This is a genomic window from Croceitalea marina, assembly GCF_042684265.1.
GTDB lineage: Bacteria > Bacteroidota > Bacteroidia > Flavobacteriales > Flavobacteriaceae > Croceitalea > Croceitalea marina.
The window spans coordinates 212,046-227,520 of sequence record NZ_JBHULB010000017.1 but is presented as its reverse complement, the minus strand read 5'-3'; the positions used below and the strand labels follow the sequence as shown (position 1 = coordinate 227,520).

The 15,475-nt window shown below is 39.3% G+C and carries 8 protein-coding genes; 3 read left to right on the top strand and 5 right to left on the bottom strand.

Annotated elements, in window-relative coordinates:
* The 3 genes from ACFSQJ_RS14110 to ACFSQJ_RS14100 all read right to left on the bottom strand — a co-directional run.
* The coding region (locus ACFSQJ_RS14110; RefSeq protein WP_377767615.1) for a SprB repeat-containing protein at window positions 1-5,059 on the bottom strand (5,059 nt) is incomplete at its 3' end.
* 407 nt (window positions 5,060-5,466) lie between these two features.
* Window positions 5,467-7,632, bottom strand: coding sequence for a PorP/SprF family type IX secretion system membrane protein (locus ACFSQJ_RS14105; protein ID WP_377767614.1), 2,166 nt, complete (start codon window positions 7,630-7,632; stop codon window positions 5,467-5,469).
* A 7-nt stretch (window positions 7,633-7,639) separates the two neighbouring features.
* On the bottom strand, window positions 7,640-9,898 hold the full coding sequence (locus tag ACFSQJ_RS14100) for a T9SS type B sorting domain-containing protein (protein ID WP_377767613.1): 2,259 nt from the start codon (window positions 9,896-9,898) through the stop codon (window positions 7,640-7,642).
* A gap of 245 nt (window positions 9,899-10,143) precedes the next feature.
* Between ACFSQJ_RS14100 and ACFSQJ_RS14095 the strand changes: the two genes are divergently transcribed.
* Complete coding sequence (locus ACFSQJ_RS14095; RefSeq protein ID WP_377767612.1) at window positions 10,144-11,829, top strand: glutamine--tRNA ligase/YqeY domain fusion protein; 1,686 nt, start codon at window positions 10,144-10,146, stop codon at window positions 11,827-11,829.
* A 167-nt stretch (window positions 11,830-11,996) separates the two neighbouring features.
* Here ACFSQJ_RS14095 and ACFSQJ_RS14090 read toward each other — a convergent pair whose 3' ends face one another.
* Window positions 11,997-13,124, bottom strand: coding sequence for an FG-GAP repeat domain-containing protein (locus ACFSQJ_RS14090; RefSeq protein WP_377767611.1), 1,128 nt, complete (start codon window positions 13,122-13,124; stop codon window positions 11,997-11,999).
* Window positions 13,117-14,043, bottom strand: coding sequence for an SPFH domain-containing protein (locus tag ACFSQJ_RS14085; protein WP_377767610.1), 927 nt, complete (start codon window positions 14,041-14,043; stop codon window positions 13,117-13,119). The genes ACFSQJ_RS14090 and ACFSQJ_RS14085 overlap by 8 nt, the downstream gene beginning before the upstream one ends.
* 190 nt (window positions 14,044-14,233) lie before the next feature.
* Here ACFSQJ_RS14085 and ACFSQJ_RS14080 point away from each other — a divergent pair, with 190 nt between their 5' ends.
* Window positions 14,234-14,860 carry a hypothetical protein gene (locus tag ACFSQJ_RS14080; protein WP_377767609.1) on the top strand — a complete coding sequence of 209 codons (627 nt, stop codon included), beginning with the start codon at window positions 14,234-14,236 and terminating at the stop codon, window positions 14,858-14,860.
* Window positions 14,861-15,079: 219 nt separating this feature from the next.
* Window positions 15,080-15,475: a hypothetical protein gene (locus tag ACFSQJ_RS14075; protein WP_377767608.1), complete on the top strand. Its 396-nt coding sequence runs from the start codon at window positions 15,080-15,082 to the stop codon at window positions 15,473-15,475.

The following is a 15,475-nucleotide window of genomic DNA, read 5'->3' as shown; positions in this document are numbered from 1 at the left end:
CCGTGTAGGTTTGTTGCGTGGAAGGCGCACTACCGTCGAATACGATGGAGTATGGAGCGAGTCCGCCCGACACGTTAAGGTCGACCGCACCGTTGGAGTCACCGTTACAAAGCACATCCGTTACCAAGGGGGATACGGTTGGCAGTGGATTATCGGTAACTACAATAGCGTTCGTTGTAACCGTACAAGATTCACTATCGGTAATAGTGAAGGTATACGTTCCTGGAGTTGTAGTAAAATATGAAAATGATGTGCTAGGAACAGGAGTATTCGCTTGAAAAGAAGCTCCGTTTAAAAACACTTCATAGGTGAATGTTGGGTTTCCTCCTGATATGGAAATCGCAATTTCTGCATCGGGGGTCGCGCTACAATCTAAATCTTTAACAAGGTTAGCGCTGGCATTTAAGGTAGGGAAAACAGTAATACTTGCCGAAGCCGTACAATTTCTGCTATCAATTACCTCAACTGTGTATGTTCCTGGCCCTAGACTAGTAAAATTTGTGTTTGATTGATATGCCCCACCGTTTAAACGATATTGAAATGGAGCAACACCACCTGAAGTAACGCTCGCTGTGAGCTCTAAACCTGTACTACTATCATAACACAGATTGTTTGCGACTACGTCTAACACAGGCGAAATAGTAGGCGAAAGGCCAAAGGTTTGGGTCACCTCACAACCACCGGCATCTCTAACTGTAACGGTGTAGTTTCCTGAGGTATCGGTAAGGCCCGTAAAAGAATTCGTTCCTTGTGGTCCTGTGACAGTTCCAGAGGGATCTTCAAGTTCATATTCATATCCTCCCCAGCCATTTTCTGCCGTTATTGTTACGGATCCAGGAACAGTTCCTGTAGCAGAGCAACTTAAATCTGTAACATCTAAATCTGTTATTACCAGGGCTGCGGGCGGGGCATTAATTAGTACACTTGTAGTAGCAGAGCAATTAGTGTCATTGTCAGTTACCGTAATCGTATATGTACCATTATCTAAACCACTTAAGTCAATAGTTCCATTGGTTTCTCCAGTTCCTGAAAAAGCTGATGGTCCTGTAACGGAATAATCAAAAGAGGTTACAAAATCCGAAACAACAAACCTTGCCTCTCCATCGGTCGAACCAAAACAAGAAATATTATTGATTAGCTGACCAGTAACAGTTATTTGTGGCGCTGGAGCGATTGTAAAACTTTCTTCGTAAACACAATTTTTGTCGTCGGTAACCCTAAATGTATAAGTGTCTGGGGCCAATCCATCAAAATTTGCAGTATTTCCGCTAATAGATGTTGCGGCGATTGCACTAGGAGCAATGATTTCGAAATTGAAAGGGGTGTTTCCATCTACAACAGTTACCACCACATCTGATGTAAGTGAAGGACAGTTCTGGTCGCTAGCTGTAAAGGTTAAATCGGTTGGGGGGTTTAAAGGGTCAAGAGTTAAACTATTGGTGACGAAGAAACAACCATTTGCGTCTCTAACCGTTACGGTGTATGTGCCGTCGGTTAAATTTTCAAAGCGATTAGCGTTTGGTGTCGTATCTGGAATGAAATTTACACCGTCAATACTGTAAGCATATGGCGCAGTTCCTCCTGTAGCTGGTTGAGCTTCTATAATGCCGCCTTGGATACAAGTATAATCTTGAATTAGCGCAAGGTTGGAAGTAACTGCGGCAGATGGACCTGAAACAGAATAAGTTTCAAAATAATCACAATCGGCACTACCCTTTCTTTGGTTTATAACTATAAAGTAATCGCCTTGTGGCAGATTAGGAAAGAACCCATTAGTGTTGGTCGCAAGCGCATTGTTTATGTCGTAATTGTTTTCATCTGTTGTCGCTCCATCAAACAAGTAATAGGTCAGTCTAAATCCATTATCATCGACCAAATTATAAGTTATAGAACCCGTAGATTCTCCAAAACAAGACACATTAATAATTGAAGTCGGGTCGAAATCTGCTGCTGGTTGAAATTCAATATTTACGGTATTGGAAAAAGCAAAACAATTATTTCTATCAACAACAACGAACGTATAGTCTCCAGGATTAAGAATGTCAAAAATCACACTGGTCTGAAACTCACCAGCCGGAATATCATTAACGGTAGGATAGGAAGTAACAGTAACCCCGTTATCATCAACATAAGACCAGATAGCATAGTTATGAGGTGTTTGGCCTCCCGAGGAGTCCATTTGAATATTTCCCTCTCTACACGTAATATGTTGAGAAACCCTCGCTGTTAAATCTAAATCGGAAAGGTCGTTAATTGTAACTTGTTCTGTGTAGTTACAGCCGTCATCGGTAGTTACAAGAATATCATAAACGCCATCATTTAAGTTTTCAAAGGTATAATTATTGTCGTTAGATGGGCCAAAAGTATCAACGGATGTTCCTCCTTGAGATATTTCATAATAATATTGGGCCTCAACATTAAGTACGGATATTGATATCTCACCTAGACCATTACAATCTGTGTCTCTACTTGTAACATCAACTTGAAAATCTCTATCGAGAATACCTATGTTGTCAAGTATAAAAACACAACCATCTACAATGCCTTGTTGTCTCATTTCAACGCGATAAGCACCGTTGGCCGCTATATCAAAACTAGGGCCATTATTGGCACTATATGGCACTAAAACGGCATCGTTGGCAGCGTCAACAAGTTGAAATTCATAATCTAAAGGCATATTGGTGACAGTAATGTTACCAGGGGTATTACAGATGATATCACTGCTGTTGAATTGTGGGTCGAGAGGGTTTTTGAAGATGTTAAAATAAAACCTTGAAAAACAACCGTTGGCGTAGTTGATGACTACTCGATATTGACCAGCATCCGATGCTGTAAAATCACCTCCGGTTTCGACCGTATTCCATGTACAGGTATTGTTTTTATTGGCACAGTCTTCAGTAGCAGCAGTACAGCTTGCCTCATCTAGTTGCTCCCAAACAATACTATCTGCATCAGGGATATTAATTTGAATAAGTTCAGTGTCATTAAGTCCACAAAGAAATATTTCCGGCAGTTCTTCACCGTCATTCGGACAAACGACGACCTCTCCTTCTACAGTGTTGGAAGTATCATTTATCAATGCTGTTATCGGATTGCTTTGGGTTGTGCCAAACAAAGTAACGGTTATGATTTCTTGAAAACCTTTACAGGGGTCAGCAACTTGTTTGTCAACAATATATGTCCCCACTTCAGTTACTAGAAGGGTATCTGTATTAGCACCCGAAATAAGGGTGTCACCTGCATCAATTAGACCGTCATTATTTTCATCTACATACCAGAAATAGGCATCAAAATTATCACCGGCATCAAGTACCACACTATCACCGCACAATTGAACCGTTCTTGAAAAATCACAGGCATCCAAGTCATCTAGCAAGAAGTTAGTTGCACCTGCATTTACAAAACCACATGAATCAAAATCGTTAACACTGGGGTCATCGGTTATTTGTGCTGTATTGATTTGGCCTCGGTATGTAGAAAATGCCACATTTTGAATTTGATCGGTACAGGCATCAATAAAATCAAAACAGTTTTCAGCTACCCTTACCCGCATTCTAATGCTAGAGGCAGGATCGTTTTCTTCGATTAAATTATTGGGTATTGTAAAAGTTATTTCTCTTGTAGCTGGCGCATAAACATAGGTAACCCCAGCAGGTAAGATTAGATTTGTTTCATCAAGAGTGACATTAATCGGTAAAACATCACGTATTGTATAGTTTGTCGCATTATCATTTCCGATATTCTGAAAAGAGAGTACATAATCTAAAAATTGGCCCAGGTTTACACCTGCGCCAGTAATATCATTTCCAGCAATATCTTCTACCCTTTTCTCTAGAACAATATTGGGTTCAATAACCTCAACATTGAAGGAATTAAAGAAGGGATAATATTGGTCCCCATCTGTAGAAAACCGAAATGTTGCTGCCGTTTCACCATTTGGTATTATGGAGTTGGCCGCATTATTTAGGCGGAAGATATCGGTGTCGTAGCCCAGCGTATTTGTACTTGCCGGGTTTCTATTGGTAGTTACGACCCCATCTAAGGTAATATTACTGTTAAAGAAATTATCTGTTGGATTGGTGGCGTTGCCTATTGCGGTAAAACCTGAATTGCTTGAGGCTTCAATGCTTAAACCATCACCATCTATTCTAAAATCCCCTTCAAGTGTAGCGGCACCTAAGTCAGCTTCCACAGGTCCTGTAGGAATAGTTTCAAAACCACTATAATCGATATCGATAGTGTTTGTTCCGTTTACTCTTGCGAAACCATCAAATGTGGTTATAAACTTACCGGTTACCGTTGGGTTTTCATAAACAATTACAAGGGTCCAACCGCCGGTTGAACCGCCCCCAGGAGTCAAGCCCCCAGTTGTTGCCCTGATGTTTGCCACGGTATAATCTCCCTCGGGATTGGCCAATGCCGTAATCATAGAAGTTACGTCGGCATAACAGGCATACGGACTGTTTTGTCTTACAGTATTATCGGTACTGTTAAATCCGTCGAACAATACTTCATCAGCAGTAATATCTACATAAGCCCCTCCAGGAACCCTAAATTTCACTTGGTTAAAATCGGTTTCTCTTCCTGTTCCGACAGCTACGGTATTGGGGGTATAGCCTGAACTATTATAAGAGCCATTCGCCGTTGCACTGGGGTAGGTTGCTGACCAGTATAGCCCGGCATAGCGAATTAAATTACAATCGGCCTGTTCAAATGTAAATGTTGAAGTACTTGAACTAAATGTAGATGGATCACTATCTACATCAATGTACTGCATATTTTTAAAATCATTGTAATTGTAAAAACCGCTGTTATCATTGTTGGTGGAGCCGTTATTGTTGTTGCGCTGATTATTATAGGCATCGTTCGGGCCTTCGCCACTAGTGCCACTGTCCCTATTAAGAATGTTGTTGCCAATAAAAGTAAGGTCACCCCTTAAATTACTCTGGTATCTAACTTCGAAAGTATTGTATTCTTGTGCAGATGCTATACCAACACAGCAGAGTATGAAAAGTAAAAAAAGAAAAGCAGGTTTTGGTATCCTAAAAGATAGTTTCATTTAGTTCGTCGGTTTAATAAAACTGGGCCAAACCGGGGGCGACTTGGCGTTGTTTTAGTGATAGAGTTAAGCTATTTGTCTATTTGAAATAGGGCTACTCCAATCTTATCCAATAACAAAGATTAGCCTTAAAACTGAGGTCGAAAACTTATTGTTGTAGCAGGGTTACTTTCTGTTGTGAAAGCAGGATTTCTCATGGTAAGCCCTAGTTTTAATGGGGTTACAAATAAGAGAGCATAGATGAACAGTGTGTTTTTAAGATAAAGACATATGTTAATTTGAGAGAAGAATATGTTTCTATATGAGTTGGTAACAGAAAAATCGGCTGATCTTAGAGAAAATAAAAGTGAGAACCGGAGAACGTTCGAGGGGCGCAATGAGTTTTAAAGCATACAAAACAACTTGACCTAAGCTATTTTATTAGGCTTAACACGCATGATCCACATTTTATCATCATAGGCATCATCTAACCTATCATAATAAGATATTAGTGCGTTGTTCCAAGTTTCGTGTTTTTTCAAATACACATATTTGTAGTTGTTCTCTGGATTTATAAAGTAACCCGCATTTAAACCTTGCGCATTTAGTTTTTTCACAAAGCGATTTGCATTTGAGGTGTTTGCAAAAACATTTGCGATGATATAGTACCCGCTACCAACTCCGTTCAGGTTATAGGTTTTTGCAGTTACTTCATTTGGGTTTTGTTTGTTGTTCTCAACAATATTCTTTTGAAGGGTATTGGCCCCGTACTTAGACGTGCCAGTAGTAGCGGCGATGTCATTGGTATAATCATCTGTGCCTTTCACTTTCATTACCCACATATCATTATTGTAAGTTCCGCCCATTTTTGAAGCATAGGCGGTCATGGCTTCTTGTTTGTTGGCAAACTTCTTTAAATAGACATACTTGCGTCCGTTACGTGGATTTTCTATATAATCTGCATCAACACCCTGAGATTCTAAATCTTCTAAAAAAGTGTTCATGTATTTTTCGCCATTGTATACATTGGCTACAATGTAATAACCGCTCTCTACATCAGGAATATTGAAGGCCTTTAGCCTACTGTTTATCTTCTTAGAAGGCTTGGCCGTAGCTGGTCGGTAAATCTTATCTTTTACTACAGCACTTGGAGTGTTTGTAGTAGCTGCTACACCAGCATTCTTTTTGATATTGTTTTGTAATGAAATTGCGTCTTTCTTAGAAGAGGTCTTTATCTCGTTATTAGAAATACGAGAAGTTTTTGGAGCCGTCTTTAAGGCTATGCCCTGTTTTGTAGAAGCCGAACTGGTTATGCCCTGATTCGAAATAGGGTTGTCAGTTTTAACATTACTGGCGATGCCCATACTATCCGCGTCTTGAAAATAAGCCTTTCGGGCTTTGTTCTTTAAATTAGGATTGCCATTGGTTTCTCTTTGCACCATTCGCATCACCATATTGAACCTACGTTCCAAATCGGACTCCCTAGTGCGCTCAATAGAATCTTGACGAAGCAACAACTCATCAAGAATGGCGTCGTTTTCGGCCAGTTTCTGTTGTAAGTCAGCTATCAAGGCGTCTTTTTCGGTTATGGAGATTTCTTCTACTTCTGGCTCTTCATTTACAACAAGGTCTTCATAATCTTTTTCAAGCATTACACGGTCTTCCGTCAAGTTTGGAGTAAAAGAATAGGCCAACGAAATTTCATGGGTGGCCCCAAAATTTTGGGCTTGTTCGCTTAAACCTTTTTCAATGGTATACCCTAACGAAATATTCTTTGTTAGATTAAAACCAATACCGGCTGCAGCGCCATAAAAATCATCATATCCAGCTTGTAGCCACCCTAATTTTGGAAGGTCAAGAATAAGATTGCCACCAAGGGTATAACCGTCTTCGCCCACTCTTTTAACTCTTGCTAGAGGCATAAGACGACCACTTTCAAAAATACCTTCAGTAGTTTTAAACTGATGGGTATATTGTAAATGACCAGAATATGTTTTCTCGTTAAACTCGGTATTCGACTCACTTGTTTTTAGATTATAATCAAAAAGATTTTCTGCAAAAACACCAAAATCAAATTGCCCGTAAGAAATATTAAAACCAGGTTGAAAAGATATTAAAGAACTGTCATCCAAACTATTTAAGACAACATCATCGGGGTCTAGGGTGTTTGCACGACCTTCATCAAAACCACTTGTGTAATATGAGAAATTGGCACCAAAAGTGAAATTGCTTTTTTCACTTAATTTAATTCCATAGGCGTAGTTGGCCAATAAGCCAAGATTGCTAAAAAGGCCTTCACGCTGTGTATAAAGACTTAGTCCAAGACCACTCCTATCCCCTATTCTACCGCTATAACTTAGATAGTAGGTTTGATTGTTGTCATCAAAAGATACCGATTGGTTTCTATGAAAAAGATTAATATAGGACTTATCTTCTCTTACCGTCGAAAATGTTGGGTTAATTAAAAACCTGTTAAACTTAATCAAGTTCTGTGATGGGGCTTCGTATGTTAAAAAAGGATTTTCCTCTTGTGCATACATGCCTGAACATATAAGTGTGACTATAAGAATACTAAGTACTTGAATCTTTCTCATGATGAGCTTAGCGAATAACTGTTATGGTTCCTTGATTTAATGTTTTACCGCCATTAAGAATTCGGTAATAGAAAATCATGTTTTGTTTGGTAAATGCTGTTGACGATTGTGGCCAGTTGTTTTGGTAATCGGGTTGATTTAAAATCTCTTCACCATTTTCATTATAGATAATAACCGTCACGTCGGGTTTTCTCGAAAAGGTATTAGGTAATACCCATAAATCGTTTATGCCATCCCCATTTGCTGTGATTACATTGGGTATTGCAAAATTGTCCCTAAAAGAAACGGTAAAGGTTCTTGTTATTTGACAGCTGCCTACTGAAGCTACCAAAAGGTAGGTTCCTTCTTCGCTCAAAGAGACCGAGTCAGTACTTGATATTCTGGTGTTGCCTTCATCGTACCACTCGTAAGACTGGGCTCCTGAGGCAGCGATAGTTTGGGCACTACCTTCTTGAAAGATGATGTTTTCATCAGCATCTACAGTAACAATAGATTCATCAAACTGAATAATTGTAACCTGATTGGATCTAACCGGGCAACCAGTGCGTTGGACCTCTAATTCATAAACCCCAGTTTCACTAGTGGTAAGTGAACGGTCGGTTGTTGAGACGGTATTGCCATCCCTTGTCCATGTAAATGTTTCATTCGCTAAATCAATGTCTGCCATAAGGGTAACACTATTGATGCCATCGCAAAGGGCTAAGTCCGTACTGCTAATAGTAACAGTTTCTCCGCTAGCCAATGTAGCGTTTCTTTCATTGGAGTTCGGACTAAAAGAATCTAAACTACCTTCTAATGTGTAGTTGCCGTTTTCAGCCGCAGAGGCCAAAGAAATGGTATTACTTGTTTCACCGGCTACCAATACGCCATCTTTCAACCATTGATAAGAGAAGTCAGCTGATAGGTCCGCAGTCACATCTGTTCTAGTGCCGTCCGTTGCAACCGCGTTGATTTGTGTTAAAGCCAATACTGCGCTTGTGCTTTCACAAGAAGTATAGGTACTTGAAAAATCAATAGTAAATTCAAAGCTGGCTGGTAACACTGCAGTAGTGTTTTCAGAATCTTTTGTGTTTCCTGAACATGCACCACCATTTTCGGTTACTCTCGCAAAATAAACGCCTACAGCAGAAATTTCTAATGTCGTATTTGTTTCACCAGCGAGGGGGCTTCCATCTTTATACCATTGGTATGTTGCACTTGAAGCTGTAGAAGAGACGCTTAAGGTTCTTGTTTGGCCTGGAAGTAAAACGATATTGGTATCATTACCTAAGGAAACAGAAAAGTTTCCGGCATTAGAAATGGTGATTGCGTTTGTGGTTTCTGTACATACACCACTACCCTCAATTTGTAGGGTGTAGTCTCCTTCAAAGTTTGCTGTGGAACTATTCACTGTAAATGAACTGTCGCCTAAAGTTGGTGATGTTACTGCCGCACCATCTTGGTACCAAGTATAGGTCCAAGTAGGGTCATCTATATTTGCAACTAAGTCAACTGTCTGCCCCGCACATAAAGTAGTGCCAGAAGAAGCAGCAATGGCAATTCCGGAAGAAGCACCTGTTTGAATCTCTATCGTATTGGATAAAGTATTTGCAGAACCGGAACAATTAGGTCCATAATCGATTTCCACAAAATACATTCCATCTTGGGTCACCGTAATGGAGTTTGTTTTTTCGCTTAATAAGGTTCCGCTTCGGTACCAATTGTAGTTGTAGTTTTGTGGCGTAGTCACATTATGCGTTGCAAGCGTAATGTTTCCACTATTACAGTTTTCAATGACGCCTCCAGGAGGAATGTTTCCACTACCATCTTTACTGATAAGAATAGGGTTATTATACCCAATATAATACATCGAAAAGGCGTCTGACTCTGGACTCATAAGTGCAGGACTTGTGCTTCTCACACGAAAGCGATATCCATCGCCTTGCACATCAGTTGCCAGGGAAAAGCTAAAATCGAAATCAAAATTAGTATTCTTGTCACTTACCCTATCCAACTCTGTTGGCGCATCGAAATTTCCCGAAGCATCGGAAAGCTCAAGTATGAATTCATTGGCAGAGTCCACTAATGGTGGGCTCCAAGTGAAGTTCATAAAGTATTCGTTGAAATCGGCAGAGGCACATGCAGCGGTCCACGGAGAGGTCGCTCCGATGTTCGCATTTGGTGCAGGCTCAGGTTTGTTCAATACTTGACCAATTGCTATTGTGCTGGTGAACAGCGCAATACATACGGTCAGCATAAGTGTTCTACATAGGTTTACATCTTTCATAAGGCAATGGTTTAGCTTTGGGGTCGCTTTTCTTGCTTTTTAAGATTTTGAGACAGTGTATTTCACTGGCTCAGATGGTAATACGGTATTCTATATACAAATATGATTGATATTAGGGGCAATGGAAACTTATTGTTGTACACACCCCTAAATATGTTGTGAATTCGATTTTTTTGTTGGAGTAGGCTCGAAAAACGTACGATACACCGCATTTTTCCTACATTTGCGCTTACAAATTAATTCTGATGGAAAAGGCCGAAAAAGCCCTCAATTTTATTGAACATATTGTTGAAGAAGATTTAGCAAATAATTATAAACGAGACGATTTACGTTTTCGTTTTCCACCCGAACCAAATGGGTATCTGCATTTGGGCCATGCGAGCTCAATTTGCCTAAATTTTGGGCTTGGTGAAAGCTATAATGCCCCGGTAAACCTGCGCTTTGACGATACAAACCCTGCGAAAGAAGAAAAGGCATATGTTGATGCCATTAAAAGGGATGTAGAATGGCTTGGGTATAGGTGGGATAAAGAATGTTATGCATCAGATTACTTTCAGCAGCTTTATGATTGGGCCATTCAATTGATCAAAGAAGGGAAGGCATATGTAGATAGCCAATCTTCCGAGGAAATGGCAAAACAGAAAGGAACCCCCACAGAACCTGGGGTTGCCGGACCTTATAGAGATAGATTTGTAGAAGAGAATTTACAACTGTTTCAAAGAATGAAGGATGGCGAGTTTGATGAAGGGAAACATGTGCTTAGGGCCAAAATAGATATGGCTTCGCCAAACATGTTGATGCGCGACCCTATTTTGTATCGCGTCTTACATAAAGCACATCACAGAACAAATACCGATTGGTGTATTTATCCAATGTATGATTGGACACATGGGCAAAGCGATTATTTGGAGCAAGTTTCACATTCGCTATGTACTTTAGAATTTTTGCCACATAGAGAACTCTACGACTGGTGTTTAGACCAATTGGTATCTTCTGATAAGCTGAGACCCAAACAGCGGGAATTCGCGCGTAGAAATTTGAGTCACACGATAGTAAGCAAGCGAAAACTGCTCCAGTTGGTAGAAAATGGTGTTGTTTCGAGTTGGGACGATCCTCGTATGCCTACGATTTCCGGATTGCGCAGAAGAGGGTACACACCGGAATCTATCCGCAATTTTGCAGATACCATTGGTATTGCAAAACGCGATAACCTTGTTGATGTTTCATTATTGGAATTTCACGTTCGTGAACATTTAAATGAGATTGCACCAAGAGTAATGGCGGTTCTAAATCCCTTAAAATTGGTGATTACGAACTACCCTAAGGATAAGGAGGAATTATTGAAAACCGAAAACAACCCAGGGGATGAAAGTGCAGGTACGAGAGAAGTACCATTTTCTAGAGAGCTGTATATAGAACAGGAGGATTTTAGGGAAGAAGCCAATCGAAAATTCTTTAGGTTGAAATTAGGTAGTGAGGTTCGATTGAAAAGCGGATATATTATTAAAGCGGAGTCATGCACAAAAGATACCGATGGGAATATTATTGAGGTGCAGTGTACCTATGACCCTAAAAGTAAAAGCGGTAGTGGAACAGAAGAAAGTTTACGTAAGGTAAAGGGAACCCTGCATTGGGTTTCGATTAAACATGCTATCACCGCAGAGGTAAGATTGTATGATCGTTTGTTCAATGACGAAAACCCCGATGGACATAAGGACAAAGATTTTATGGATTTTGTAAATCCGGATTCGTTGACAACAATTACCGGATATTTGGAACCTAATCTTAAAAGCGCCAAGGTTGGAGAAAAATTTCAATTTCAGCGTTTAGGATATTTTAATGTTGATACCGATTCAAAGCCCGAAAATTTGATTTTTAATCGTACGGTTACTTTGAGGGATACTTGGGCGAAAATTCAACAGAAGAATTAATAGTTAGGATTTTGAAAGAATAATCTTCGTATAAGAAAATCCTATTTGATTGAATATATCAATCGGTATTTTCTATAAAAAACGAGGGCTTTTGAGCTAATTAAAGGCCCTTTATCTAATTGCTCAACCAAATGTCCATGTTGGTATAGAAGCTCTTGGAAATAGCCTTATTTGTCTTTTTTTATTCTCCCGCACCTATTAAGGTAATAGAGGTTCAAATCTCCGGAGTTCGCTTCCAAAATATCTAAGTAATTGTCACCGTTAATATCTGCAAGGTGAATATCATAGGTGTCCATCTTAATTTCCGGATTAAGCGGAATTTTTTCAAAAGAGTTTTTCCCCGTGTTGATATATGCGTAATTTACCTCGTCTCCATTTGCGTTGACGATATCTATAAAACCGTCGTTATTTAAATCTGCAACTTTGACGCTCGCAGTTGCCAAGTCTTCCTTTTCGTAAGGGATCGTATTCTTGAAATCTTTTCCGTTACCTAGATACACATAGTTTGAACCAACTAAGTTTCCGGTTACGATATCTGGATAGCCGTCATTATTGATATCACCAATTGCTACAGAACGGGTCTCATCTTTACCTGTACCGAATGGAATTTTTTCCTTGAATACAAGAGAGCCTTCTTGCAGATATACATAGTTCTGCTGCTCATCACGATTTGCCAGCACTAAATCTAATTTACCATCTTGGTTCATATCAGCAGCTACAATGTCTATGGTAGAATCTTCATCTGAGCCAAAGGGAACAATCGTGTTAAAATTTCCACTTCCATCGTTAATAGCGATTTCATTGGCGCTTCCCCTATTGGTAAAGAGAACATCCAAATCGCCATCACCATCAATGTCACTTAATGCAACATTTCTTGTCGGGGTAGTTTTCCCACCAACTAAACCAGCACGCTCAAATAGACCCTTTCCATTATTTCTGTACCAAATATTAGGATGCATGTCATTTCCTGTTACAATATCCAAATCGCCATCACCATCTAAATCCCCCAATTCTGCAGCATAACATGAAGACCACTCGCTATCCAATACGCGGGATGTCCTAAACACACCATTTCCCACATTATAAAAAATACTGTTGGGAGCCGGCCAGTGCCTACCTTCTGCGGTAACTACGTCTAAGTCGCCATCACTATCCACATCACCAGTAGCTATGGAAGCGGTTCTAATTTCTGCCGAACCGAGGCTTAAAAAATAGCCGCCGGGATTAAAAAAAGGATTTTCTTGACCTAAGGCCATTACTGGTAACATCAAGAAAATCAAGCATGATTTAACCATTTTTCTTTGGGTTGGTTTTTTTCATTTGTTCCCCGATCATATTACTTGCTGTAAAAGAAGCCACCATATTGTTCAACATATCACTACCAGCTTGAGGAGAATTAGGTAAAAGAATTAAATTGGTATTGGTCTCCTCACCAATTGATTGCAAAGTATCATAATGTTGTGTTACCACAATTAGCGCCGAAGCTTCTTGAGAATTGATACCGACTTTGTTCAATACTTCAACAGATTCTTCTAAACCACGGGCAATTTCACGTCGTTGGTCTGCGATACCCTGCCCTTGCAATCTTTTGCTTTCAGCTTCTGCCTTCGCTTTTTCAACGATTAAAATACGTGCGGCATCACCTTCAAACTGCGCTGCTATCTTTTCACGCTCCGAAGCATTAATTCTATTCATCGCTTCTTTTACTTGTGCATCAGGGTCAATATCGGTCACTAAGGTTTTGATGATATCGTAACCGTATTCTAACATCGCATCTTGCAACTCACCTTTTACCGCAATGGCGATATCATCTTTCTTTACAAAGACATCATCCAATTTCATTTTAGGCACTTCTGCTCGTACCACGTCAAACACGTAAGAGGTAATTTGATCATGAGGATATTCTAACTGATAAAAGGCATCGTAAACTTTACTCTTGATAACTACATATTGTACCGAAACCTTGAGTTTTACAAATACATCATCTAAAGTTTTGGTTTCAATGATAACATCCAATTGCTGAATCTTTAGACCGACCCTTGCCGCAATGCGTTGCACAAAAGGAATTTTAAACTGAATACCCGATTGTCGCACACTGGTAAACTTACCGAAGGTTTCAATAATAACGGCGGTCTGTTGTTTTACAATAAATACACCCGAAAGTATTGTCAAAACGATAAAAAATGCCAAAGGAATCCAAATATAACTGCCCATAGTAATAGTGTTTTTAGTTTATGTGTTTAAAATACAAAAGAGAGTAATAGGTTAGTAGCTTTTAGTAGAGAATTGTTACAAAATAGCAGATGGCATGACTTTTGGGCAACCTAGCACATATGAAGATTTGTTATCTTGGTTGACTATAATATTTGGCAAAAAGTAATGAGTTAGACATAGAACAGTTTATATGAGACTTAAAAACGGGATGTTTGTAATTGGTATTTTGATAATGTTTCTAGGTTCATCTTGTGTTGGCGGAAAATATACCTATGAGTTTGATTCCGGAAAAGAGCTTGATTTTAGCACGGGCAAATGGATTCTTAATAATGTGCAGTCCAATTCAAAAATCAGATATAGCAAAAAGCTATATGAAGAATCCTATGAAGAGTTTAAAAAAATATTAGGTGATTCTTTAATCGATTTAATAGCCTTGAGAAACAGTTCACTAGTCGGACCAGATATAAAGTTCGAACCCACTCCATCAGAGCTAAAGGAACTACATAGAAATTCTGACTCTGATTTTTTAATCAATGTAAGAGGAGAAATTATATCAAATAATGCGAGCAGCTTTTATAGGAACAACCGTAGTTCTAGTTATGCAACAAGTAATAGGTCTTCAGTGGCAATTAGAATATACGACTTAAAAAGCGGAACACTTATATCTTCTTCAAATGCAAACGCAATAGATACCGAAAGCCATTCTGAATTGGACAAAGATGGCGCCCTTAATTGGACAACCCGTGCCGAGCCAATGATGCTTCGCGCTGTTGAAGGGCTTATTTTAAAGTATAAGAAACATCGTTTAGATAAGTAGTCGTTTTAAATGAGTTATGAAACCCCATAGGAATTTGGATGAACGATGAACTTGTGCTTTCAGAATCTTTAAAGTTATGCATTGAGTTTGATTTGGCTAAAACATCAAAGAACTATTGTTGGGGCTACTTAACTTAAACTCCGGCATTTAACATATTTATAACAGGTTCTAGATTAGGGTAAAGTGCCTTTAAATTGTTTATACATAAAACACTGGAAAATGAGAAGACTTACTTTTATTTTGTTGGGAGCATTAAGCATTTTGGGCTGTGACCCAGTTTCGGATATGGAAGCGGATATTGAGAACCTAACTTCCCAAACCCTGATTATAGACGTTGTTTCCGCAATAGTGGAATTAGATACAATTTTACAGGTAGCACCTAATCAAACACAACGTTTTCAAGAAGGTTTTGATATTGGCAGCACCTATTTAGAGCCTACATTTATTGATATTGACTCCATTGTTGTTAAAAATCAAGCAGGTGAAGTACTGAAAGTTTACAAGGAAGATAGTCCTGGCAAAAACATCTACAATGTAAGGGATTGGAAATCCAGTGAACCTTCCAAACGATTTTTTAAGTACGAGTTTGAGATATTGTTAGAGGACTTGGATTAG